The organism is Paenibacillus sp. J2R1T-4, assembly GCF_059692235.1.
In genome coordinates, this window is the sequence record NZ_JCAUBA010000001.1 from 553,058 (window position 1) to 578,138 (window position 25,081).

Genomic DNA, 25,081 nt, shown 5'->3' on the forward strand with positions numbered 1-25,081 from the left:
AGGAAGGAAATGATCGGATGTCTGAAATATTAGATCCCAAAACCTGCTCTATTGAACGATTGATTACTGTGCAAAGTGATATTGAAAAAGTGCTTGAAGGCCGTAAAACCGCTACACGCCGCAATGGACGTTATGCCGATCCCGGTGAAACGATGATACTGAATGGTCATTCATTTGAAGTCACCCGTGTATACCGTCAGGCGCTTGGCGAGTTAACCGATACGGATGCCCAAAGCGAAGGGTTCGACAATATGGAAGCCTACAAGAATTACATCTTGTCCATGCATGCTGGTATGCCATGGATTCCGCATGCCAAGGTGTGGGTACACGAGTTCAAATCGATCTCATCTTGATAGAACGACAATGATACGTGATACGCTCCTTTATATTCACATTTTAAGCGCTATAGTGTCGATTGGACCTTTTTTCGTGATGTTCCCTGTAATGAATTCTATGCGCACCTCAGAATCCAAGCAGCTTAGCACCTTGATTTCTGCGTTCCGCTTCGCAGTCAGATTGACCAAACATGCAGGTCATGTATTAGTGACAACCGGTGCATTATTAATCTGGGTAACCGGCTGGCGATGGCTGGATTCTTGGATTGTTGCCACTATTGTGCTCCTGCTTGGCGCTTTGTTTTTTATAGCTAGAGCTTTCTCCCCAATACTTCGGAAAATGGCGGACAAGGAATACGAGCAAAATCGGAATCTTCTTGTCAATAAGCTTCAAAGAGCCGTTTGGATTTACATAGGGCTCTTGCTTTTGCTCTTATGGCTCATGGTAACAAAGCCTGACTTGTGGTGATTTATTTTGTTAGATACATCGAAAAGGCTATTGAGGGGAAGCGCTCAATAGCCTTTTTAAGAATATCAGAAAGTATATCTTCGCTGATTGTTCTATTCCTTCGGTAAACAAAGTCCGCCGTAAAGACGGCGAAGCCGTTTATCCTTGTGTGAGGTTAATTCGTTTTGACTTGCTGATTGGACCATTCCTCAACGTTCCACGTCTTGGTTACCCAATCCTCGTAGAAATCCGGTTCATGGCTGACAAGCAGAATAGTGCCCTTATATTCCTTGAGCGCCCGCTTAAGCTCTTCTTTGGCCACAACATCCAGGTGATTCGTCGGCTCATCGAACAAGATCCAATTGCTTTCGTTCATCAACAGTTTACAGAGGCGAACCTTTGCTTGTTCACCGCCGCTAAGCATGTTAAGCGGTCTAGTAATATGCTCGTTCGTTAATCCACAACGCGCCAAGGCACCGCGAACCTCATTCTGATTCATATGCGGGAATGCATTCCACACATCATCGATAGGAGTTTGGTTCCCTACTTTGGTCTCCTGTTCGAAATAAGCCGGGAACAAGAAATCACCGCGTTCCGTCTTGCCGCTGTAAGGTTCTACGCGGCCAAGAATCGTCTTCAGTAAGGTTGACTTACCGACTCCGTTGCATCCGACAATCGCGATTTTCTCACCGCGTTCAATAAGCACATTCATCTTAGGCAGTAATGGATACGAATAACCAATCTCCATATCCTCACCGCGGAACACAAGCTTACCGCTGCTGCGGGCATCCTTGAATACGAATGTAGGCTTCATGGCCGTCTCTGGACGGTCAATTCGATCGATTCGATCCAACTGCTTCTCCCGGCTCTTGGCACGACCGGATGTAGAATAACGTGCCTTGTTCCGTTGAATGAAGTCTTCTTGTTTTTTGATAAATTCTTGCTGTTTCTCATAAGCGCTAATATGTTGGTTCTTGTTCATCTCAGCCATGGACAGGAATTTCTCATAATTAGCCGTATAACGAGTCAGCTTGGAGAATTCCAAGTGATATATAATTTCGACTACTTGATTCATAAATTCCGTATCATGGGAGATCAGCATGAACGCATAAGGATAATTTTTGAGGTAGTTGGTCAACCACTGAATATGCTCAACGTCCAAATAGTTAGTAGGCTCATCGAGCAGCAATACCATCGGTTTCTCCAGCAATAGCTTGGCTAGCAGCACCTTGGTGCGTTGTCCACCGCTCAAACTGGCAACATCGCGGTCAAGACCAATAGCATCAATCCCAAGACCATTGGCCATTTCCTCAACCTTCACATCAAGCAAATAAAATCCGCTCGTCTCCAACCGATCCTGAATATCGCCCATTTGCTCGAGCAACACCTCAAGCTCCTCTGGTGTTGCGTCCGCCATTTTTTCCGTAATCTGCATGAGCTCACGTTCCTGCTCGAGAAGAGGCAGGAACGCATCCTTCAACACATCGCGGATCGTCTTACCAGGAGTAAGGGTTGTATGCTGATCGAGGTACCCGTAATGAACTCGAGGCGTCCATTCAACCTTACCCGAATCCTTCAAAACTTTACCGGTCAATATATTCATCATCGTGGATTTGCCGACGCCATTAGCGCCTACAAGTCCAACATGTTCGCCAGCTAGCAAACGAAAAGAAACGTTCTGGAATAGAACGCGGTCTCCGAAGTTGTGACTTAAATCTTCAACAGTCAAAAGGCTCATCGTGTGTTCATTCTCCTGCTTTCTTTATCTTTGGTGATCTATAGCTTACTAATTAGCTCTCGAAGTCAACAGCAACTGCTGATTCCCGAACCGTACTAATGTATGCAACAACTTCCTGATGAGCCGGATGCACTTGGTATTCATTCATCGCATCTAGTGATTCGAACTTAGTAACAAGTCCGATGTCGTATGAACGCTCAGATCGAACAATATCATGCCCTACTTCAATCGATAGTAGTTGTGGAATTTTGCCTTCCAGTCCACGCAATAATCCGATCATTTTTTCCGCAGCTTCCGGGCTTTTATCTTTCATTTTGAACAAAACAATATGTGTCAGCAACTTCAACTTCCCCTTTATCGACAAGAATAGCTATATTGTATCACACTTACTCCTTCTTAAAAACAAATTGCGTCTGTATGATGCACAATTTATCTCCATTTTTTAAGGAGTAAGCTTTATATGGCACCATTCGCTCTCCATTCCATGTTGTTCCATTGGTAGAACCAAGATCTTGGGCATAATATTCTCCTTCGCGCATTACAATTTCCAAATGATGTTTGGATACCCCGTTGCCGCTCAGTGAATAGTCCACTCCAGCATCTTCTCTGCCGATGATCAAGCTATCCTTGTCAATCGCTATTGTAGCAGCACTTCCAGAATGGTCTACTATTTCAAGCGATGGGTATCTCACAGGAGCAACAATCTCAGTAACACTCTCCAGTATCGATGAATTCAGTAATACAGTGGCCAGATGATTACGAGGCGGTGAACCGCCATCACCTTTGTCTGGATCAAGAGTTGGCGGCTTGTATACAGGCAATGGAGATTTATCTATTGGGGGAGATATAGTTGCTGGATATGGAGATTGCGAACTTTTTGGATTCCAGCTTCTAACCGACCAATTGTATTCATTATTATCATCATTCTCATTCTCATCCGATTCTGTACGTTGATTCTGTTGTACATCACCATAAAGCCAGCTTGGACGCGCTCGAAATACAGTAACAGTACTTGCAACAATAATAAGACTCCCTGTCAGCAGGAGAATGAATGCCGTTTTTGAAGAAGCATCCGTATAGAAGCTCCAAATAAAACAAATAAGGGCAAGTGATGCCACCAATAAAAAAGCCATTCTTCTAATGGGCCTAGTGTGAACCGTTTTAGAATGAGTGTTGCTGAGCGGCATTGGCAGCTCTCCCGTATCAGAGGACGGCCCAACTTCATCTTTTAGTTCACGAATCCGTTTGAGCCAAGCTGCAGGTCCTTTAACGGTCATACTCGGGGAACTTTGCTTTTCATGCGAAGTCGGTCTGGTTAAAGGTGAATGATTTGCTGGAGAGTGAGCGGACTTCGTTGCTGTTAGTTGTGGTGTTTGAGATGGTAAAAGATTCGGTGATGGAAGGTCATGAGATATCCAAGAAGGTCGCGGGGGAAGCAGAGTTGGAGCAGCAGACTCAACTAATTCGGGCATTGTTGGCTGGTTCACATCTATAGAACAATCTGAATCAGCCAATGCAAGAGTCAATAACCATTCCTTCATTTCCGCAAAGTGTATCGTCTCATCCCGCAGAAATGCAAGAACCTGCGGAATCCGATCCCCTTCCATCGTGTGGACAGATGCCATACAGTGGCTGGAGAATTCTCTCAGTTGTTCATGAATCGTACGTTTGGCAACATACAATTTGAGCGGGATATATGTGAATGAAAGATCTGTAATATCGCGGCCTGTGAATATATAGTTTTTATCGAGCATAATTTTTTCGCTATCCAACATATACCCCGGACAATCAGCAAGAAGCGATACCGTATGGAGCATCATTCTTAAGTACTGCTCTTGTGTGAGCCGCTCTCTTTTAAGTCGGTGCGCAAGCATTTTTTTACCGCCGGTTTCATAAAGCAGTCTTATGTTATGATCCACGTTTTCGAATTCTACATGTAGCAATCTTGGGATTACATTGTTCTGCAGCATATGCACTTGAATAGAGATGAAGTCTTTCTCCGTTAAAACCGGATTCCGATCAATAAGCAAATGATGATTGCCGTTATTCGAGCAGTAATCAGTACGCAGGTCTTGAGACAATGAGTTACTCATAATAATCTCCCTCCGAAGGTCAAAATCCGATCGTCAGCCAAGTAATCCCGATAGCCGGAAGAACCGCATACATAAATGGAAACTTAAGCGACTCCTTTATTCGTGAGGAACGAATCGGACTGAAACTCCTCCAGATCCACATCCCGAACAAAACAGCAAATACATTACTCATCCTTAACGTCATTTCCCTTCTACAGATCACAATGACCAGACCAACAATACCCGCGCATACGATAGAGTTCATCAAACCGTACATGACGAATTGGGCGCCGGTTAATGACCCAATAGCTCCGAACAGCTTGACGTCTCCCGCACCGACTGCTCCAAGCGCATATAAAATGAACATACATGTGAAGCCGAGCGCAAGTCCTAACAGCGAATCCCATAAACCTGTTACGCCATAGTTGTCTCCTGCCAATGCAGCAATTAATACTCCTGCTAGCATCGCAGGGATGGTTAATAAATTAGCAATCTTCGTTTGAACCGCATCCTGAACAAATGCTGCAACAAGTAAAAGAGTCAAAATCATATAGGCAAGGATAAAATTCAACTCCTTTCTTCATGCAAAAACGGTCATCTTACATGTATTTCGTATGCAAAATTTAATAATCGCCAATCCAGAGTCTTTCATAGGACTGCTTGCGAAGGGTAACGATTCGGGTATAAAACGGAATCGGCAGCCTGACATCGTATTCTGCCTCTACCCCGATAAATGCTTGCTCCTTGCGAAACAGATTGGGCAGCTTCACGCTCGTAACTCTTAACTGGTCTCTTCTTATTACATATGAATCAGCTGCCTTCAGCACTAATTCCTTAAAGGCACCTTGGATGATTGGATTAATCGGATCATCCCATATCGATTCTGCTTGATCTTGAGCGGTCTGTTCAATTGACTGGCGAAATTGTTGTTCCCAATCAACCAAACTTAGCAAGAAATCGGGTATAAACGCTTCATATTGTTCAGCCCATTGCTCACCTTGAACCAGCTTCTCCCTTGCTAACGAGACTCGCCCAGCAACATCTCCAATTAGACTGCCAACGGGGCTTTTCATATACGCTTCTTTGGCTTCTAAAGCCAAAAGTTCCAATGGATACCCGTAGGCTGCAATAGGTTTTGTAGTTTCTGTAAGTGCTCTCTGCAAGGCTAAATCAGCCACTGTTAATTGAATGATGGCAGCCATAGCAAGGACAAATGCAAGAAAGAAGGGCATTACGAGCGCTGCCTCCAAGGCAATTCCTCCCTGCTCTTGTTTTGACATACGCAAGATCGAGCCTGATGGCACAGACAAACATTCTCCTCCTAATCAGTTAATAGGATAAGTAGGCGGTTTGCTCCAAAACTACTCGATTTCGTTTCACCTCGTAAGCGATAAACGGCTCCAAGTATGGGAAAAACCACAATCGTTCACTTGCTGTAACAGTGCCTTGCAAATATGTATACCTTTCCGTCAAATCTCGGCCAGTGTTTGTTTCAATCAAAGCTTGTACGCGTGACATTGTCATCTGATTGTTGCTGTGCAACATATAGAAAATTCGTAAATAGTCTTTATAGTTCATCGTTACTGCGCTTCCTGCCAATTTCTCCGAGACCGGCACAGGGTTGCCTTCGACAAGCTTGGTCATATCTTGATAAGCTTGTATAGCTCCTTCTGCAGCTGCCCAGAGTACGAGAAGCAAAGGGGACCCGGCAGCAGCAATCGCCTTCGCCTTTGTATCCAGCAACGCTTCCGTCATTCTTACAGCCAAGCGAAAGGCGAACATCTCAGCATAAGCAGACGATTGGTTGAGTATACAGGAGGCGTGTCCGTATAAAATATACTCTGCTTCTTGGTTGCGGAGAGGATGATATCCTGGGTTCGACAATGCCGCAGAGCGGATCTCATGTCCACCCTCTTCCTGTTGTTTACCGAATGTCCGGTAATTAAATTTCTCAAGAACATATTCGTTCACGTATAGTTCATCTCTGAAAGATCGTGCTAGATTCCCGATCATCGGAACAAGACTATCAATCAAGTGAAATGCGCCACGCTTGGCCGCTTCAGCGCTGATTGTTGATGATGCATCTCCATCAGTAGCGGGCTCTGGAAAATTGCGCTGGATACGATTGTAATCCGCATATTTGGCACTAATCGGGTGCGAAGAACCGTCGGGGCCATTCTTTTCAAGAAGATCATAGACAGATTGACCTCCAGTGACTCCTCCGCACTCTGCAACAAGCTTCTTTAACTGATCGATCACTTCATTCATCCGATTAAGCTGATCATTACGCTGTCGATCGATGGAAGCGCTAGTCTGCTTCCTTGTTGCTTCCTCAGCTTGCCTGCTAGTTATTACCGATGATGCGCGCGCATAGTAAGCTTCATTAGATTGTGCAAGTGTGCTGTATCTTTCCGGTGACCACCTGTTGTCTCCTAAGAAAGGAGTCGTTGCCTGGATGGCTCCAGAGAATCCATTCATTAAACCGGAGATGCTGCTGGCATCCACTTTATAAAGCGCATAATAAGCTGCAGGTTTGACCATTTGCCCTATGATATCAACTGTTAAGATGGGGGCTGCTCCGTTCGAGCTAGTATTATTGCTAAATTTACGAATCTGTTCATCTATTTCCCCTGCTTCATCGATCTTTGCAAGAACGGCCCCCTGCAAGCTCATGATTACATTTGCATCTCGCGCCGCTTCTGCCTTAGTCATCTCGAGCAGCAATAAATATTGAGGAATCACTTGCAGCATCGTCTGCAGATCGGTCATTTGCGCATATACCGAGTTCAGACTGCTCTGCAGATTTTCCAAATTGCTGCGAACGTCCTGTATAAGCTCGGCGTTCTCCTTCACCTTCTTAAGCAGTTCTTGTAAGGAAGAGGAACTCACCGTCATTGCTTGTTGGATCTGCTCGCTCTGATGCTGGAGCGCACTAAGTGATTGCTGAATGGCCGACACATCACCTATCCCGATTTGCGAAGATAATTGCTCCAACTCTGAAAGGCGTATTGTGTAGTAAGAATGATAGATCGAAGTTTTCTCTTTTAATGAGAGCATCATATTCCATGCCTCATCTAGAACTAGCTCACGCTGAGTAATCCAATCTTCAATCTCATTTGCTTGTTTCTCGAATGCTGAAGCTCCCGACAAAGCAGAGACCGTATTCGATCCACCCATAAGCTTGTCAACGACTTGAACTGTAAATTCCGCAGGAGCTCTATACTTCATCTCCTCCAATACTTGTTGACGAAATACAGTATGGTTCGCCAGTGTGTACAGCCCCTGCAATTTTACCGACTGCACATCAGCAAGTGGCTTAACAAGAGACCATCCTTTAGATGAGTCTGCTCCACCTAAATTGCGTGAAAGCACCAGTTGGAATAACTTTTCCGCATCGACTTCACCCAGTCCCAGTGCATATAAGCCGTAACTTTTTAGAGTATTGTCATACGCGGAGAGCGTTGACCGGAGAGCTGTTCGCAGGGAGGCGTCAGACTCACGCTCGGCTATCCGTATGCGTACAAAATCGATAAGCACCGCGTGAAATACGAACAAAGGGGCAATGATGAGCATAAGAAAGACGGATGCAGATCCTTTTGATGATTTCCACAAACCAAGTAAACCCAACAATAAATGAACTCCTCTCTTGCCATGCAAATTCGCTTATGAATGGATCACTACAAGGATGCCGCGCCTCTCCAATTGTTTACGCAGCGGTTTGGACGGGCCAATCTTCCCATTTCGACTATCGCGAAAAAAATGCCAGACTACCCCTTTTACCTGCTCTGCATTTTGGATTAGCTCCAGATCTTTGATTATTTGCCGTTCAACTGATTCCGTCTTGGAAGTATAACCGAACTTGGCCTCATGGAATAATCCGTCTGGGTCCAACGCATCTAGCTTCCTTTGCTGGCCGGAAGCTGTAGTTATATAGACTGGGGCAGGGCTTCCTAACAAGCTTCTCAAAAAATCTGCGGCTTCTCTCTCAGACTTTAGCAAGACATCTGAAGATGGAGTTTCAGTTGGGATAGGCAAAGAAATCGGGGCTTCACGATGAGAGAGCATATCCTTGAACCGTCCTGCTAAAGTTCGTACGAAATCTACGGTTCGAATAAGCTCAACTGGCTCTGTTACTGCTGCAGTAAGTACAACGTCCGACTTAGGCGTAAACCATTCTTTTGTCAGAGAGGGGATTCTGGATTGCCTGTCCAATGTAACCTTTACTTGGCGATTATACAGACGATTGGAATAGCTGAGTCCACCTTGAACAGTGCCTGGTAATAATGCAGCAGCTCTGCGAAGCTTGTCTTGCGGTTTAGTCAAGGGCATTTCTTCTGGCGTTCCGAAAGGTACATGAACCGAGGAGACTTCGTTTCTTATCAGGAAACCGAACGCGTCCGAGAAGCTATCACTTCCCGTTCTCCAATAGAGATTGTCATACTGTCCAAGAGAGAAAGCACCCGTAATCGGATCCTTATCGCTATTATCCCAGTTATATGCGGTGCGGTCGGCTACTGCCGCAGCAGTAGCGTATAAATCGGAGCGATTGTATAACATGAAGCTGAAGCTTAATAGAGCAATCAGAGCTAACATGGTTAGAGGGAATGTCATCGATGCTTCCAAAGTAAAGCTCCCGGCCTGGTCCCGGACCAAATCTGAGATTGGAGAAATTCTGCTCTTACTCACAGCCTTCACCTTCTTAATCATTATGGTGTAGCAGGCGAGGCGCAGGTGCTAGGATTAGACAAGCATTCCTTGTTCCCTGCGTTTCCTAATTCCTCATTCGCTTGACCGAATAAGGTTTTGATGAAGCTCAGGATCCATTTGCGAAAAGCCACGGCTACAATTACTAGGACAGCGACAATGAGCAATAGCTCCAGGGTACCTAAGCCATCCTCCTCTTGCCAAAATTTCTTCAATGAATATTGAACGGATTGCATCATAATTATCTCTCCTTATGGTTGGTTCATCATGGTTACTGCTGGTGCTGCAACAATCGTCATGACAACAAGAAATATTAGCAGCATGGGGAAAATAAGCTTGGACGAAGCTTCTTCGCCCAAAGTTCGGGTAATTGCTTTACGCCTTTGCCACATTTCGCTCGATAGCGCCTTTAAAGCCAATACGAATGAATCACCTCCGCGTTTGTAGTTCATTAATACAGTTGTGGTGAATATCGACACTTCCTGGACTGCGCATCTTGTACTTAAGCGTTCCATCAGCAGATGGAATGGTTCACGATTCTGAATACCGGAAGCGAGGAGAACGATTTCCTTTTGAAGTGGACCATGCTTGGAACTATTAGATGCTCCATCAAGAAACCGATTGGACGCACATTTCATAATAGCTCCTTGGACAGTTTCTCCAGCACCCAAAAGCAGTGTCATACGATTGATCAGATCAGGCAGATCCAGAATAATAGCTTGTTTCTTACGTTTGATTTGGCGATCTAATTCTTTGTAAAGAGCCAATGGAATACAGAGTATTAGCACAATACCTGCTGAGAGAATTGCGAAATCTCCCCTGCTCGCTGCAAATAAGAGCAGCAATAGTATTAAACTTCCCGCTTCGATCAATAGAACTCGAGCCGCAAATCGCTTGGAATGCGCTTGTTCCCTGTTATCCCCGTGCAAAGCCATCATCTTGGGATGAAGATGAATCTTAGCTGCCTGCAGTCTGTCAAGCAGCTTTGTTTGTTCGACAATCACCAACGCCGCAGCATAAAGCCATGCAATTATCTGAATCACCTTTTCTAAATTCGAATATCCATGATCTTACGTGAGAGAATGAAACATGCTCCTAGGACGAGCAAAGCTATTGTCATGACAACCCTGCCAAAGCCGGCGTACAAAGGTGCCATATAATCTGGTGAACTCCAAGCCAAGAAGGCAATGATCAAGAAAGGAATTAAGCTTAAAGCCTTAGCCTCGAATCGTTTCTGAGCAATAACGACCGAAATATCTTGTTCCATCTCCAGCTTTTCTCCAATCATATTGGACGTTTTCCGCAATACGTCAACTAGATCTCCTCCCGTACGCCTGCATGTAGCAAACACCTCCGCAAACTGAATAATATCTGGTATTCCCGTACGGATTCCAAAATCACTCAATGCCGCTTCCATCGGTTCACCAATTGCTACTCTCCGATTTACAACTTCTAATTCCTTAATAATCGCAGCGTGATGGCCAGGATATAGCAACTGAAGATCCGGGATGCATTCACGAAATGCACTTTCGACCGACTTCCCTGCTCCAAGCGCTGTAGATAATGCGTATAAAGCCTGCTTGAATTGCAGCTTCAACTCCTCTCTTCTTCTAGATATCAGCTGTCGTTTGCGGTATTTGGGTACGAATATTGCCGCTAAGCTAATTAGCAGAGCATACTCGACTGCCCCGTAAAACAATATTCCAGTCAAAAATAAGAATGCGAATGATAGGGATAAACAACCGGTTAATTCTCCTCTAGTGAGGTCATATTCTTGGTAATTCTGAAGACCATCCGCAGATCTAGTCGCTCCAGAAGGAGTTCGAAAAGCCAACTTCTCCCATATACTTTGTTTACCCCGTTCTTTCATCCTTTGCTTGATCTTCAGCTCCCTCCCCTTGCTGTTCATGCGATTTTTGCTCCGTATCCAGTCGATGGTTATTTGCTTTATAAGGTCGTTTCCGTGTGTTTCCCGTTGACACTAATCTGCCCAACTGCTTGCCTTCCGAAGAACTCCCCTCGTCCCTATAGACGTATAAAGGGTTCAGCATAATCTCACCGTTCTCCCACCCTGATAGCTCAATGATCTCGGTCACCTTGCGGCTGCCATCCGGAAACCTGGCCAAATGAACCATAACCTCGATCCCAGAGGCAATCTGTTTACGCACAACTTGGATTGGAAGGTCCGCACCGCTAAGTACCATAGTCTCCAATCTGCTGATCATATCGGCTACCGAATTAGCGTGCCCCGTGCTGAGCGAGCCGTCATGTCCAGTGTTCATAGCCTGAAGCATGTCCAACGACTCAGCTCCGCGGACCTCTCCAACAATAATTCGGTTCGGTCTCATTCTGAGGGAACAACGGATGAGTTCTCTTACTGAGATGTGACCTTTTCCCTCCGTATTCGCATTCCGAGTCTCAAGCCGCACCCAGTTCGGAACCGATCGGATTTGCAGCTCAGCCGAATCCTCGATAGTAATGATTCTCTCGTCCTGCGGCACAAATTGGCATAATGCGTTAAGAAATGTGGTTTTTCCCGAGCCGGTTCCCCCGCAAATGAACATATTGCATTTATTGGTTACTAGTTGTTCGAGGAACGCTGCCCCTTCGAGATTAATAGCACCTTTGGCTATCAGGTCTCTCATCAACAAAGGTTCGCCTGGAAACTTCCGTATTGTAATCGTCGGTCCCTTCAACGCCACAGGGGGAAGAACAATATGAACACGAGAACCGTCAGGCAGCCTTGCATCCACAATCGGGGTTGACTCATTCACAACGCGGTTCACTTTGGCGACGATCACTTGAATCAAGTCCTCGAGCTTCTCACGGGATTCGAAATGCCCAGTGAAAGGAATGATTCTCCCCTCTTGCTCCATAAATATTTCTTGTTCAGAATTAACCATAATTTCCGTGACAGTCGGATCTTCTAGCAGTGGCTGCAGAACATCCATCCCTCGGAAGGAATAATAGATCCGCTTGATCAAGCTTTGGGTGGCGATGGCTGTGAGGAATAGATCGTTGTTTTCCAAGTATCGGAACGCCGTTAACTCAATATGTTCCAGCAGCTCCGTATCAGACATCGTATGACTCCAGTTCAGATGCTCCCTGATTTGTTCACGAATGGCTGCGGCCTGTTCCTCATACGGTTGCAGTGTGCATCAGTCCTTTCCTCCCCAGCTGAAGGGCTTCCGCTAACTGAAACACTGGTCGCTCGAACAGAGGATTCAATTGATCATGCTCCCAGGCCGGACATAATTTCCACTGTGGAATATACGGAAGCTTGGCAGCAACCTTCAAACCAAGGGAACGGGAATCTAATCCGGAGTCACCCTTCCAACCGTTATATACCAGGCATAGTCTATCTCGAATATGCTCCGACTCGGTCTCAAGCCACAGCGGACAAGCATTCAGAAAATCTGCCGTCTTACGAACAGAGGAAGCATCTTCTGTCATCATACATACTAGTCTGTCACTAGCAGTAATCGCTCCTCTAACAATTGCACTTATCCCTGAATCAAGATCGAGTATTACCACACTATATACACCCATCGCCTTGATTTGCTCAATTAAGTATTGAATGTCGGCAGCTGTCATCTCTTCGATCTCCCGGAATGCTCCAGAGCCCCCAAGTATATCGATTGGATTTCGCGGATGTCGGCGAATGAGCTTAGAGAGTAACGGCTGCGCTTTGTGTGATCCCCCTCGGCTAAAGTATAAAAACTGGCCGAACAAACGTGAATATTCGGGGTCCGTCGGCAGTAGTGAGCAGATCGACTCCAAATTCACTAACAAACTTCGTTTCCCTTCAGCTGAGAGTACCCTCGCTAGGTGAAGGGCTGCTGTGGTCTTTCCGGCTCCTCCCACCGCCGATAATATGGAAATTACCGTTGTCTCAGGGAGTTCCAGACGAGTTCTGCCTTCTCCGCCATTATTAGATTCCAAGCTCTGACGTTCCGCTGCTTGTATGGCTGAAGTGAGCAATTGTTCGATCGGCTGGTATTTGAACAAACGCTTCTGACCTTGAATCTGATCATCACATTCGGAAGAATTCCCCCTTTCAGGATCTAACATGACCCAACTTGGATCCTTAATAGCAGGAATCCAATCTCTATGCACCATGTACAACTGGGCTCTGTTAGGCGCGCCTTGCCACTCTGCTGTTAATGACTCCTGCTTACTAAACCACTTAACATTCAATCTCTCCGCCCACCTCGTCTGTCTTACATAGGCAGCAATCAATTGCAAATAGTCTGGATCAGGATCAGCAATTACAATTTCATATTTGATGATCAAACGAGTAGTTCTCCTCCTTCCAGATTGCCAAAATATACAACAAAAAAAGCACTCGCAAACGCACAGAATGAATCTGTGGTTCGCGGTGCTTCCGCATCCAAATGTTTCTAAGTTACCCTTAGTATATCCAAGCCCTTTCCATTTTTCAAGCTGTTTTTCTATTTTATTTTCCAACTATTCGCAAATGCTTCATGAATGGATTCAAAGCGCCTGCAAGCTTATCGCGAACACTTGGTATATCCTGAACCAGTTTCCCTTGGTCCAGAGCACGAAGTCGTTGTTCTGCAGAAATATAAGGCAACACACATACAGGCTTCGACGGCACACTGGCCATACGTTCTTTTCGTCTTGCATGTACAGCATCCTTATTCATGATCCAGCTAACGGAACAACCTTCTTCCGTCAACATCGTAAGTGACTCCAGCTTGCTGCGTGTCCTGTCATTGTCCCATTTGGATGGGAACGGATCGATTACAACGAGAATATCGTCTGCCTCTTTACATATACGCTGCACCCCGTCATCCTTCCAGCTATCCCCCACATCCAGCAGCACAATGGGCTCCGTCGTACGCTTTAAGATTTCACTGATTCGATCATGATCAAAAGGAAGAGCAGCTGATGATCCGCCAGCATGCCTCTTGAAGGGGGAAGGATTCAATGCTAGCCATCGGATGGAATCCTTGACAAATCCTAGCTTCCGGTTGGAGGCGATCATATCCTGGTGCGAAGTAAGCTCATCATCATAGTAACTGTGAATGGGATCCGTCGGCAACAAGCTATGGGGTGGAAATTGGATGAGTGCTGCAAGCTCCGGTTCCTTGACTGCAGCCTCTATTGCCAATACGGGTATCCGCATTTTACCAAATGCACATGCTAAAGAGATTGTAGTAAAAGTAGCTCCTGCCCCCGCGTATAAGGCGCCAATAACTATAATCTTCCTTGGGTTGCTCTGTTCTGCTGATAGGTTGGTTCTGCTGAATGGAACGAAAATACTTGAGAGGATTCGATGCATCACACTCGAAGACTTGTGCTTGGTTGAGGATTGAGTGCTGGTGATAGCCCCGTTTGAGGCGGGATCTGTGGAGATGGCGTTGTAAGCCTGTTGAAGAAAATTTCTAGCTTCTGACGCTGTCTGAAATCGATCCTCGGGATCACTTTCAAGCATTCGGTGAATCGTTTCTGATACTAGAGCATGAAGCCCCTCCCTGTGCCGATGAATGGGTTTCTGAGTTGATGTATAGTAACGCCCACCGCTTAACAAATAGTACATTAACGCCCCAAGGGAGTATAGGTCCGATCTCTGATCTGTCTGCAAGCGGTTCAACTGTTCCGGTGCTGCAAATGCTACTGTACCTAACGGAACTGTATCCGCTGCCTGACCTGGTTTGTATATTCTCGCAATTCCAAAGTCAATCAAACGTAATTTACCTTGTTTATCCAACATCAAATTCGATGGCTTTAAATCTCTAAAAATAATCGGAGCTGGAGAGAAACTGTGCAAATACTGCAAAAGCTCGAGTATCTGCAGACCCATTTCTAACGTCTTGTCCAATGGGGGTTGCAATCCGAGCTTATACGGTTCCAACCACTCCTCCAACGTAACCCCATCTATGAACTCCATAACCAAGTAGCCGAAATCGGAACCTACACGGTCAGCAGCACCGCTTACATCGGGAGGGAAATAATCAACAATATGGGGTAAATAAGGATGATTCAGGTGAAGCAGCACGGATACTTCCTCTTGGGGGATGGCATATTCCGCACCAAATCTTTTATACTGCTTCACTGCCCATGTTTTGCCTGGAAGCTTGAGGTCTTCTGCGAGAAAAACAGTGCTCATCCCGCCATGACCTATCGGGTGCAGTAATTTGTATCTGCCTCCCAATAAAAGCGAAGAAACGTTTGTTTCATAACCTACGGTATGGATTATTAGTTCCCTCCTTGCACATTTTTTGATAAAGAAAAAGGACTGCGGCTGCAGTCCCTTTTAAACTACCACTTTTTCCCTATTACGACAATAGTAAATTGAATCTGTATTAGGATTTAGGAATTATTATTGATCACTGCAATTAAGGTAACAATACCTTGAGCATTATATCCGATCACTTTGATAACACCGTTCTTAACTGCCGTCATAGCTCCGTTCGAGTCGATCTCTGCCTTCGATCGATCGAAGGATAGCCACTTCATCCCCTCGCTTGTAAGCAATTGATCTACAATCGAATCCTCGAACTCCTCCAACATGCTAACTGTGCTGCCAAGGGTTACTTGAATTCGGAATTCCTCATTGCCGTTGCCTTGTCCCATCGGTTTGTGAGCTTCTTCTATAATCGTTTCGATCGAATTAATATATCCTTCTGCAGTAGCCGACCGTTTATTCAAGTTGGTGATATGCTGTTCATCTATGGGTTGATCCGACGCGGGTAGAGCAGCAATGAGAGTGTTTGCCTTCGCAAGTTCATCCTTTACCGGCTGCAAGGCCGTTTGTAATCGCTCGAGCTCAGCTTCCCTCTTATTAGAGTCAGGAACCGATAAGTCGCTCGCTTGCAGCTCCTGTTCGAATCCGGAGAGCGCTGTTTCCGCTGCAATCACCTGGTTTGTCGCAATGATGAGCTGCTGCACAACATCAAGCCTTTGCGATAGAGACGTTTTTTCCGCCCCGTTCGGCAATGCGGCCACGAGTGTCCGTGCTTGATCGACATGCGCCTGCATTAGCGTTGTTTCAGCCTTCACTACGGGCAGTTCATTCGGAATGGATGTTTGGTTGCCTGCCGCAAAATACAACCCGAATGGCAATGAAGCCGACGGCATGACCAAAGTTCTGATATTATAGTGGTTACTTATCGTTACCGGTACGACCGTATTTCGACTGAAATGATAATTGAGCGCTGGACCTCCGTTCAACTGATAGTTGACAAAGCCGGGATTCGAGCTGTTGCTTCCGTACAGTGTATGTACAGATGGATATCGGGTCTGGTTCGTTATGTTCACGTCGATGTTGTAATCGGTATACCAATAAGCCAATCTTAGCTTGTTCAAGGTCGGCGTAATGAAGCGGACTTCCCGCTGCTCCACCGCGTTGCCTGACACATCCCACCGGGTCATCAGCTTTTCCTGCTCCCCGTTGTAACCAAGGTCAGCCAGTCGAATACCCGAAGAAGGATTTTGATCCGTTAACGTGATGTTGATTATCCCCTCTCTTCCCCAATGATCTAACAATCCGCGATAATCGTCGGACTTCGCAGCAGTTGCGTTCGTGCGGGCTATCGTATCGGTGGTGGCATAAGGCGTAGGGTCGTTAATCGTATTGTCAGTCACCACATGGGACACAAGTACGTTCGCATTGGAACCGTCATTTGCCGCTACCGCCGAAAACTCTGCGAAATATACCATCGCTTCATTAAGCGCAACGTGATCTTCGTCGGAGAAAGCGAAATAATAAGCTCCATCAGCTGGCAGCGTGGCAAGCAGCGTGGGATTCGGCGCAGCATCCATAAACTGCTTCGTAACTTCGCTTGCCGCAACAGTAACGTAAGCATCTTCATACGCTTCAATCGTTTTATATAGATTCACCGTTTTACCAGAAGTGTTCTTAACATATAACCAAAAGGTTAAGGGGTGTGTCGTATTATTGTAGTGAGAGGCCCAGAATCGGAACGGCCCTGATACCGTATCGCGATACAATGTGGCATTGTATTGACCCGTTATTTCACTTCCGTCTGCTCTTAACGAACCGTTCTCATGAATCGTTTCGGGCGCGTTTGAGACAAGCACCTGTCCGCCTGTTTGAGTAAAAGCAACGTCCGACGTGTTAAAGGGTAAATACGATCCAGAAAAATTGATACGTACTTCTTCACCGGGTGAGTATGCAATTGCAAAACTTGGCATAACTGACATAAGCAGTAGAAATGTCGTTATGATAGAGAACGTGATTCGTTTTTTTCTGTTCATTATTTATCCCTCCAGTTATTGATAGTCGCTCCTGTTGTCTGAATCCGACCGGCACAGTTATTGAGCTACTTCTTCCTCCTCTCGTTACCGATGCTTGATGATATTTTCTGTGAAGCGTATTCATTATACCGCTCCCATTTCTTTTCAAATAGAGAAACTCATTACAGTTTTTGGTAGTTTCATGACTTTTTTATGAGTTTTACATACCTTTCGGACAAATTCCAACTCCATGCCAAACAGACTTTGCGCGAGTTCTTTGCGCAAAGTCTTAGAAGTGATCGGCAATCGTCACTGAACCATTATGAATCTTCGAGCACCCGCATACTCCTCAGCATACCGAGGTGTGTCTAACGGGATGATCTCGATAGAACGGCCCGTGTTGGGAGAATGAATCATCCTCCCCTCTCCTGCGTACATGCCTACGTGATGGACACGGCCGCGTCCGCCTTCGTAGGCAAAAAAGAGCAAATCTCCCGATTGCAGATCTCGCTGTTCATGGACTGTGATACCGACCTTGGCTTGCTCTGAAGCATCTCTTGGGATCATGATCCCATAATGGTTGTAGAGAGCATGCATGAAGCCTGAACAATCATAACCAAAGCCGGACACGCCTGACCATAAATAGGGTAACCCGATAAATTGTTTAGCTTTCTCAACAAGAGTACTTCCGTCCAAGTAGTGTGCGGCTTGCAAATTGAGATCTGTCACTCGGATGTATTTGGTTCCATGACAAAGTGTTTGTACTTGTAAGACATCGGAAGCCGCATCATTATTTTGTATCGCTATAAGGCGGGTATTGAAGCTGATTTGCATAAATGGAGCGGCAAGTCCCGTGTCATCCCATAACCAGGCTGTCGGTTGGTTTACAACAACGCTTCGGCAGTCTTGCAATTGTTGAATCTCTTGGCCTGCTGCCGCTGTTAGCTGCTGTCGATGTAACCATCCAGGATATCCGCTTGAATGTTTGACGGTTGGTTGATCATGAACCGCAACATACACCCAATCCCCTTGCACTTCCAACACCGTAACGGACTGTCCATACAAACCTTGGGTTTCCAGCTTCCCTACGAGCCATAACTTATCGCTTATACTCATAGCTTGAATCCAGTCACTAATACCGTTCAGCGGCTGCAGCGCTGGACCATCTAGCGGTCTGTGCATCTCAGGCTGCACCCACAAAGTAGCTACGGCCGACGTGATATAGGCCGTCTCGCCGCATTTAAATCCTTTCCTGACTTCATGTAACAAGAACAATCCCCTCCTCGCTACACCTTATGCGTCTCTTGAGGAATCATGACTCTGCTCGTATACAGAGCAGCTAGCTTGGAGAAATCCACATTGCCTCCGCTAATGACCAGAACGACGTTCTTGCCTTGAAGAGGCAGGCTGTTTTTCAATAGAGCGGCTAATGCAGCGGCACCAGCGCCTTCCACAAGGAGCTTATTACGCTCCAACAAGAGAAACATGGCATCTCTAATCTGCTGCTCACTGACAGTAACGAAATGATCAACCACTTGATGCATCCATTCAAGCGGCAGCGCGCCGGGACGTTTTACCGACAAGCCGTCCGCGATTGATTTGGGCTGATCTATAGCTTGCATCTGCCCCATAGTCCAAGAACGGTACCCGGAATCCGCCATCTCCGGCTGCACTCCGATCACTTCTACTTCTGTCCGGATGGATTTGACTGCCAGGCCGACACCGCTAATCAGTCCTCCCCCGCCTACCGGGACAATTATAGCATCGACCGCAGGGAGTTCATCCATAATTTCAATGCCGATTGTCCCTTGACCTGCGATGACATGCGGATCGTTGAAGGCGTGCACGAATACAGCGCCGCTTCGTTCAGCTAAATGCAACGCGTGTTCATAGGCTTCATCATAATTCTGACCATACAGAATTACGTGAGAGCCGTAGCTTTGAGTGGCAGCGATCTTGGCTTCCTGCGCACCCATTGGCATAACGATGGTGGAAGTGATTCCAGCCTGCGCAGCAGCCATTGCTACTCCCTGCGCATGATTACCGGCCGATGCCGTAATGACTCCGCGAAGACGTTCGTCAGATGTCAAGTTCGCAATGCGATTCCATGCACCGCGGACTTTGAATGCTCCTGTCTTCTGAAGATTCTCAAGCTTCAAGTAAACCTTACTGCCAGTCATCTCACTAAGCGTCTTGGAGAGAGTTAGCGGCGTACGGTGAATATGCCCCTCCAGCTTGTATTTTGCTCGCATAATGCTTTGGTATTGCACGGAGTAATCCCCAACTGAACCACCTCATCGTTATTATTAAAGTTCTAGAAAAACAAAAAAAACCTGCCCCAAAAGGGACGAGGTTTACTCGCGATACCACCCTAATTCCGAATAAACAACTGTTAAACCAACAGAAACTATTCGGCGCTCATCCAACATGCCATCACATGCGGTTCCCTTTAACGGTGGAAATCCGGTATCGCCTATCCAGAACTTTGCTCTAGATTCGGGTTACGTCTCAGAGGTGATATTCGATGCATTCTGAACGTCGGGCTTGCAGCGACCGCCGACTCTCTGGGAACAGAAGGAGCATTTACTTTTCCTCTTCATTGACTTTGTTAGAATGACTATAACAAAAACACAATTGGTTTTCAACGCTTTAGTAAAAATAAAGTGACTTCGTCCCGATTATGGAACAGCTGCTTCGCTTGGACTAGCTCTAGCTGAGGCGCTAATGTTCTCGAGGTGTCTTTTACAGTCTGAAAAGGTTTGCCGTGCAGCAGCTTAAGCGTAATGATTGCTGTTCCTCCTGGACGGAGAGCATCCAACATGGGCAGCATAAGCTTAGCCATCTGCCTTGGGCTCCAGCTCATATCACAAACCAGCAGATCAAAGGAATGATCGGGAAAAGTTACGTCCCCCGCATTCTCACGAAGTATGGTCAGTTTCGGATGATGGATCAGACTTGGATGCATATGACCTGGATCTACTGCTGTAACATGCAGGCCTCGTTCAAGCAGCAATGAGGTCCATCCTCCAGGTGCTGCTCCAATGTCCAGGGCTTGAGAAAAAGCGGAATAATCCAGCCCAAACGCATGCTCTGCTTCTAGCAGCTTGAACTTGGCTCTTGAGATTTGATCCGGTTCCCGTTGGAAACGTACTGCGCCTCCAGACCAGTCAGATAAATTATCCTCAGGTTTGGAATAACCGATATACGCTTGCTCATCAGTCAAATAAACCGATAATATAAAGTCCGAATTCCTCGGTACAGTTTCAATCTGATAGTGTGATTCCAACATGCTGGAGATCGATTCACGGAGTTCCACAGGTGAGTACGGAAGCTCCAACCGATCCTGTTTGCGAATTTGGACAGCTATCTGAATGCCTGATTGAAACGGGACAGATGTCCTTATGTACTCTGACAAAAGCTCGATATCAGAAGTTTCAGTCGTAAGGAAACAACTGCTGTCAACAGGCTGAATATGGCGAAGAAATATCGGCTGATTCTCATGAATCTTAGCAATTGCCTGCTGCTTGGATAAGGGAACATGGTAAAGAAACACCTCTTGCTCGCTAAGCTCCGTACATTTGGCCCCTTGGATGAAACGTCGAATCTCATCTTGCGCATAGAGAGCAAAGCCGCGATTAGCGGTCCCTATAAAGCTTGCAGTGGTATTCGCGGTATTCACTTGCTTTGTCCTCCTAATACTTAATTAACTGCATTAATAATATATACCATTAAATAACTCGTATCCAAGGTCTATCCTTCACCCATTCAATGGTAACGGGTACCTCGTACGCATTTTGCAGCAAGTCTGCCGTTAATACTTTATGTTTCTCTCCTTGAGCCAACACATGCCCTTGTTGGATCAGAGCAATATGCGTAAATGCCGGTACGATCTCTTCGATGTGATGGGTCACATATACCATTGTCAAATTGCGTTTTCCCAAATCATTAACACTCTCCAGCAATTGCTCGCGTTCGAATAAGTCGAGTCCCGAGCATGGTTCATCCAGAATAAGTATGGACGGATCCGTCATCAGCGATCTTGCCAGCATAACTTTCTTACGCTCTCCTTGCGAGAGGGTCCCGAGCGGTTGGTCCGCAACATGTGATAGTCTTACATCTGCGAGCATAGCTCTTGCTTTATCTTCGACCTGCCCGGATATTTGTTCATAGAACCGTAAGTATCCGTATTCACCCGTTGCAACGACCTCCCACACTGGATCGCGAAGGGTAAGCTTCTCAAGTAACGATTGGCTGATATAGCCGATGTGCTTACGAACTTCACGGAGGTCAACTGTCCCGTACAGATTGTCCAACACTTTTACAGAACCGCTTGATGGGAACAAATAACCGTTGATCATTTCTAGAATCGTCGTTTTCCCCGATCCATTTTTTCCTAGTACAACCCAATGCTCCCCTTTGTTTACTTTCAATTGAACGTCTTGCAAAATGCGCCGCTCTCCACGGGTAAAATAAATGTCGGATAATTCAATAATACTCATTCGTCACCTTCACTTCCTGCTCACTGTTTGGCATAGAGAATAGATTTATTGTAGCCTGATTGTCCTTACTTTTCCATCTACAATTTGGCTTTCTCTATCCTTAGGAGAATTTCCTCCGGAACAGGACTGTTGTACAATTTCACACTTTCCGGTTTATGCGCAAATAACAGCTGATACATACTAGCCCTTCCAGAAGGACTTGAGGAGTGCATGTAGATCTCTCTCGGATAAGTATCTTCCGTTAGATTCATCGCAATAAACTTGGCCACATCCAGACCGTTAGGAGCATTCCATCCCAGCTCATAATCGAGAGTAAGAATTTGCACATCAAATTCCAGCAATAGGGCTTTGCATTCCTCAGCGCTTCTTGCCAGGACAAATCCAACCGGGCAAGGCCTGAGATCATCCAGATAAATATTTATCGATTGCTTCTTGATTGACGATTCCATCGTTCTCCCCCTATCCATGCGCCCATCGCTTCCTTATCTTTTTCCCGCTTCCCCTGTAGTCCACTCCCTCAATAATTGCAACTCACGTTCATGTGACAATGACGCTGAAGATGGAGTCTCGAGCACAATCGGCAAGTTCTGCACAACAGGTGATGACAAAAACTGCTTCAGTGCTGCCGCTCCGATCTCTCCTTGCCCTATATTCGCATGGCGATCACGATAAGATCGGGTTGGATAAACAGAGTCATTCAGATGAACCGCTCGGAGATGATTCCAATATTGTGTATCCTTCCCCTTCGCGACCACCTCTTTCCAATTATGACCGTCCCACATCCCGCTTGCAAACAAATGACATGTATCCAGACAAAATCCAATTTTGTGCGGGGATGAAGTAAGGCTGCGAATCTGAGTCAATTCATCCATCGTCATCCCCATTCTAGCATGCTCGCCTGCCTGGTTCTCGAGTAAAATGAGTGTGTTTCCATTCCACAGACGAAGCACTTCATTCAGCGTGTGGACGATCCGAATATAACCTTGTAACGGGTCCGGCCCTTTATGAACTCCAAAGTGAACCACTAATCCAACCGATCCGCATGCTTCTGTTATCTCAAGATCGTTAAGCAAGGAGCGAATAACAATCTCTTGTTTCTCGTCCCCTTCAGCGGCAAGATTGGTCGGGTAAGGAGTATGGGCAATGGAAAGAACATCATGCTGCCGACACCACACCATACACGCTTCTGCATCACGCCGGTCAAATGATTTTACAGTCAGACTTCTTGGATTTTTGGGGAAATACTGGAACGATTGACCCCCTATGCGCATAGCCGTCTTGGCTGCTTCCAAATAACCGCCGCGAATACTGACATGACTGCCAAAATACATTTTGCACCACCTAAGTCTGACATTGAGTACAGTAAAACACCTTGCGTGAAGACAGTTCTTCCTGTACTAGCGCCTGCCCACAGCGCGAGCAAGGCTCTCCACCTCGATCGTATACTCTGCAGTTATCGTTATACCCTCCCGTAAGCGTATCTCCCACGAACAGAGGATCTTCCATATAACCCCCGAGCTTCATCGCATCCCTTAATATGTATTGCATCCCGTGAAATAATCTAACCATCTCTTCTGAAGATAAATCACTTATTCGACGAAACGGCAAAATGCCAGCTTGAAAACAGAACTCGTCCGAGTAACAGTTTCCGATGCCGGCTAACACTTTTTGATCCACTAATGTAGGCTTTAGTATTCCTCTCTTACTCTTCAAAAGACAAACAAACTGTGCTTCCTCCATCCCAGGTGCTAATGGTTCAGGACCAAGGGACGAGAGTCGGTCGCGAAGCTCTGCTTCATGCAACAGGTGTAAATATCCGAGGCGCAGTCCGATAAAATAAAGGTGCTGGTCCCCAAAGGATAGTGCAACTTGAGCAGTCCTGTCCGGCTTCTGTGCCTCCGTGCCGAAGAACATCCAGCCTCCAAGCATCAGATGGAGAAGCAGCGTATCCCCGGAGTCAAGATGAAACAGCAAATGTTTGGCTCTCCTGCTAATCGATATTACGATGCGATCACGCACCAACTCCGTGAATTCGGCTGCGGAAACGTTAAGAGACTTCTCTCTCTGAACCGTTACCTCGTTTATTCTCCGACCAATAAGCTCTCTGCTCAGTAAATATTTGTAAGTCTCCATCTCAGGAAGTTCTGGCATAACAAGACATTACCTCCGATCTAATCCTCGTATGGGTCGTTACTTGTATGTCCGCTTCCATAGAGGTTTAAACGGTTCTCAGTCGATTCTCTGTTCGATGGTATGGATTAATTCCATCAAATGCGATGCGATTAGGTCTGGAACGATTCCATATTGTTGAATAAGTCCCTCGACGTTATCTGGAGTAGCCAGACCGGTTAGAACAAGCGCTGTTCGGAGTCCGGCAGCGTGACCAGCACCGATATCCGTAAGCAAATTATCCCCTACAACCCATACTTCATCAGCCTGAGGGAGTCTTTTAAGCGCATATTGAACAATTAAATGACTAGGCTTCCCGATGATTACAGGTTCAACCCCCGATGCCATCTGGATGGATGCTGATAGAGAACCCGCTCCAGGCAGTAAGGTATCGTCATACGGCAGCACTTGATCCGGGTTGGTTAACAAATATGCTGCTCCCGCGCGAATGTAAGCTGCGGCCTTGTTCAGCTTCTCATAGCTGAAGTTGCGATCGAGGCCTTGAACTACAAAATCAGGCTGCTCCGCTACAAGTTGGAGACCTGCTTCCATCAAAGCTATGCGCAAGCCTTCCTCGCCAACTGCAAATACGCGAGCTCCTTGTCCTCCGAGCTCCGCTACATATTGCGCCGCTGCTTGAGAAGAAGTAACGATTTCTTCCTCTTTAGCGTTAATTCCCATTTGCTGCAAATGATCCGCTACAGCCAAAGGGGTCCTGGTTGAGTTGTTCGTTACATATAAAAACGGAATGTTCGATTGCTTGAGGTGCTCAATAAATTCCTTGGCATAAGGAATTTCGCGACTCCCAGCGTACATCGTCCCATCCAGATCAATCAAAAATCCGCGTCGTTTCGTCAAAGTATATTCCCCTCTAGTTATTCCGTCTAATCATT

Annotated in this window: 24 protein-coding genes and 1 other annotated feature; of the genes, 2 read left to right on the forward strand and 22 right to left on the reverse strand. The window is 46.1% G+C overall.

What is annotated here, in order from left to right:
• Nucleotides 1–17: 17 nt before the first annotated feature.
• Both AC58QD_RS02730 and AC58QD_RS02735 read left to right on the forward strand, forming a co-directional pair.
• Nucleotides 18–353: an ASCH domain-containing protein gene (locus tag AC58QD_RS02730; RefSeq protein WP_497329729.1), complete on the forward strand. Its 336-nt coding sequence runs from the start codon at nucleotides 18–20 to the stop codon at nucleotides 351–353.
• Between the two features lie 10 nt (nucleotides 354–363).
• Nucleotides 364–804: a DUF2269 family protein gene (locus AC58QD_RS02735; RefSeq protein WP_497329731.1), complete on the forward strand. Its 441-nt coding sequence runs from the start codon at nucleotides 364–366 to the stop codon at nucleotides 802–804.
• A gap of 154 nt (nucleotides 805–958) precedes the next feature.
• On the opposite strand, the gene AC58QD_RS02740 is transcribed toward AC58QD_RS02735, so the two are convergent.
• The 22 genes from AC58QD_RS02740 to AC58QD_RS02845 all read right to left on the reverse strand — a co-directional run bounded on the left by AC58QD_RS02740 (nucleotide 959) and on the right by AC58QD_RS02845 (nucleotide 25,046).
• Nucleotides 959–2,521 (reverse strand): ABC-F family ATP-binding cassette domain-containing protein, encoded by a 1,563-nt coding sequence (locus AC58QD_RS02740; RefSeq protein ID WP_497329733.1) that lies wholly within the window; start codon nucleotides 2,519–2,521, stop codon nucleotides 959–961.
• Between the two features lie 52 nt (nucleotides 2,522–2,573).
• Nucleotides 2,574–2,861: a Dabb family protein gene (locus AC58QD_RS02745; RefSeq protein ID WP_497329735.1), complete on the reverse strand. Its 288-nt coding sequence runs from the start codon at nucleotides 2,859–2,861 to the stop codon at nucleotides 2,574–2,576.
• A 46-nt stretch (nucleotides 2,862–2,907) separates the two neighbouring features.
• Nucleotides 2,908–4,614, reverse strand: coding sequence for a DUF6382 and FHA domain-containing protein (locus tag AC58QD_RS02750; protein WP_497329737.1), 1,707 nt, complete (start codon nucleotides 4,612–4,614; stop codon nucleotides 2,908–2,910).
• A 19-nt stretch (nucleotides 4,615–4,633) separates the two neighbouring features.
• The gene (locus tag AC58QD_RS02755; RefSeq protein WP_497329739.1) at nucleotides 4,634–5,164 is read right to left on the reverse strand and encodes an A24 family peptidase; all 531 of its coding nucleotides are present in this window, start codon (nucleotides 5,162–5,164) and stop codon (nucleotides 4,634–4,636) included.
• Between the two features lie 52 nt (nucleotides 5,165–5,216).
• Entirely contained in the window at nucleotides 5,217–5,903 is a 687-nt protein-coding gene (locus tag AC58QD_RS02760) for a TadE/TadG family type IV pilus assembly protein (protein ID WP_497329741.1), read from the reverse strand.
• Nucleotides 5,904–5,922: 19 nt separating this feature from the next.
• Complete coding sequence (locus AC58QD_RS02765; RefSeq protein ID WP_497329743.1) at nucleotides 5,923–8,223, reverse strand: hypothetical protein; 2,301 nt, start codon at nucleotides 8,221–8,223, stop codon at nucleotides 5,923–5,925.
• 33 nt (nucleotides 8,224–8,256) lie between these two features.
• The gene (locus AC58QD_RS02770) at nucleotides 8,257–9,279 is read right to left on the reverse strand and encodes a TadE/TadG family type IV pilus assembly protein (RefSeq protein ID WP_497329745.1); all 1,023 of its coding nucleotides are present in this window, start codon (nucleotides 9,277–9,279) and stop codon (nucleotides 8,257–8,259) included.
• 20 nt (nucleotides 9,280–9,299) lie between these two features.
• Nucleotides 9,300–9,536, reverse strand: a complete 237-nt coding sequence (locus AC58QD_RS02775) for a Flp1 family type IVb pilin (protein ID WP_497329747.1) — start codon at nucleotides 9,534–9,536, stop codon at nucleotides 9,300–9,302.
• A gap of 12 nt (nucleotides 9,537–9,548) precedes the next feature.
• Nucleotides 9,549–10,340 carry a type II secretion system F family protein gene (locus AC58QD_RS02780; RefSeq protein WP_497329749.1) on the reverse strand — a complete coding sequence of 264 codons (792 nt, stop codon included), beginning with the start codon at nucleotides 10,338–10,340 and terminating at the stop codon, nucleotides 9,549–9,551.
• A gap of 5 nt (nucleotides 10,341–10,345) precedes the next feature.
• Nucleotides 10,346–11,206 (reverse strand): type II secretion system F family protein, encoded by an 861-nt coding sequence (locus tag AC58QD_RS02785; protein ID WP_497329751.1) that lies wholly within the window; start codon nucleotides 11,204–11,206, stop codon nucleotides 10,346–10,348.
• Nucleotides 11,151–12,377 carry a TadA family conjugal transfer-associated ATPase gene (locus AC58QD_RS02790; RefSeq protein WP_497329753.1) on the reverse strand — a complete coding sequence of 409 codons (1,227 nt, stop codon included), beginning with the start codon at nucleotides 12,375–12,377 and terminating at the stop codon, nucleotides 11,151–11,153. Before AC58QD_RS02790 ends, AC58QD_RS02785 begins: the two co-directional genes overlap by 56 nt.
• Before the next feature lie 58 nt (nucleotides 12,378–12,435).
• Complete coding sequence (locus tag AC58QD_RS02795) at nucleotides 12,436–13,590, reverse strand: nucleotide-binding protein (protein WP_497329755.1); 1,155 nt, start codon at nucleotides 13,588–13,590, stop codon at nucleotides 12,436–12,438.
• Between the two features lie 163 nt (nucleotides 13,591–13,753).
• On the reverse strand, nucleotides 13,754–15,475 hold the full coding sequence (locus tag AC58QD_RS02800) for a serine/threonine protein kinase (protein WP_497329757.1): 1,722 nt from the start codon (nucleotides 15,473–15,475) through the stop codon (nucleotides 13,754–13,756).
• 158 nt (nucleotides 15,476–15,633) lie between these two features.
• A complete protein-coding gene (locus AC58QD_RS02805; RefSeq protein WP_497329759.1) occupies nucleotides 15,634–17,541 on the reverse strand; it encodes a hypothetical protein in 1,908 nt (635 codons plus the stop codon).
• 288 nt (nucleotides 17,542–17,829) lie between these two features.
• The gene (locus AC58QD_RS02810) at nucleotides 17,830–18,789 is read right to left on the reverse strand and encodes a C40 family peptidase (protein WP_497329761.1); all 960 of its coding nucleotides are present in this window, start codon (nucleotides 18,787–18,789) and stop codon (nucleotides 17,830–17,832) included.
• A 17-nt stretch (nucleotides 18,790–18,806) separates the two neighbouring features.
• Nucleotides 18,807–19,790, reverse strand: coding sequence for a threonine ammonia-lyase (gene ilvA, locus AC58QD_RS02815; protein ID WP_497329763.1), 984 nt, complete (start codon nucleotides 19,788–19,790; stop codon nucleotides 18,807–18,809).
• Nucleotides 19,791–19,860: 70 nt separating this feature from the next.
• Nucleotides 19,861–20,129: a binding site (T-box leader), on the reverse strand.
• Nucleotides 20,130–20,161: 32 nt separating this feature from the next.
• A complete protein-coding gene (locus tag AC58QD_RS02820) occupies nucleotides 20,162–21,199 on the reverse strand; it encodes an SAM-dependent methyltransferase (RefSeq protein WP_497329765.1) in 1,038 nt (345 codons plus the stop codon).
• A gap of 49 nt (nucleotides 21,200–21,248) precedes the next feature.
• Nucleotides 21,249–22,019: an ABC transporter ATP-binding protein gene (locus AC58QD_RS02825; protein WP_497329767.1), complete on the reverse strand. Its 771-nt coding sequence runs from the start codon at nucleotides 22,017–22,019 to the stop codon at nucleotides 21,249–21,251.
• 77 nt (nucleotides 22,020–22,096) lie between these two features.
• Nucleotides 22,097–22,468 carry a cyclic-phosphate processing receiver domain-containing protein gene (locus tag AC58QD_RS02830; protein ID WP_497329769.1) on the reverse strand — a complete coding sequence of 124 codons (372 nt, stop codon included), beginning with the start codon at nucleotides 22,466–22,468 and terminating at the stop codon, nucleotides 22,097–22,099.
• Nucleotides 22,469–22,501: 33 nt separating this feature from the next.
• Nucleotides 22,502–23,350 (reverse strand): deoxyribonuclease IV, encoded by an 849-nt coding sequence (locus AC58QD_RS02835; protein WP_497329771.1) that lies wholly within the window; start codon nucleotides 23,348–23,350, stop codon nucleotides 22,502–22,504.
• Between the two features lie 10 nt (nucleotides 23,351–23,360).
• Entirely contained in the window at nucleotides 23,361–24,170 is an 810-nt protein-coding gene (locus tag AC58QD_RS02840; protein WP_497329773.1) for an Fpg/Nei family DNA glycosylase, read from the reverse strand.
• Nucleotides 24,171–24,248: 78 nt separating this feature from the next.
• Nucleotides 24,249–25,046, reverse strand: a complete 798-nt coding sequence (locus tag AC58QD_RS02845) for a TIGR01457 family HAD-type hydrolase (protein WP_497329775.1) — start codon at nucleotides 25,044–25,046, stop codon at nucleotides 24,249–24,251.
• Nucleotides 25,047–25,081 lie beyond the last annotated feature (35 nt).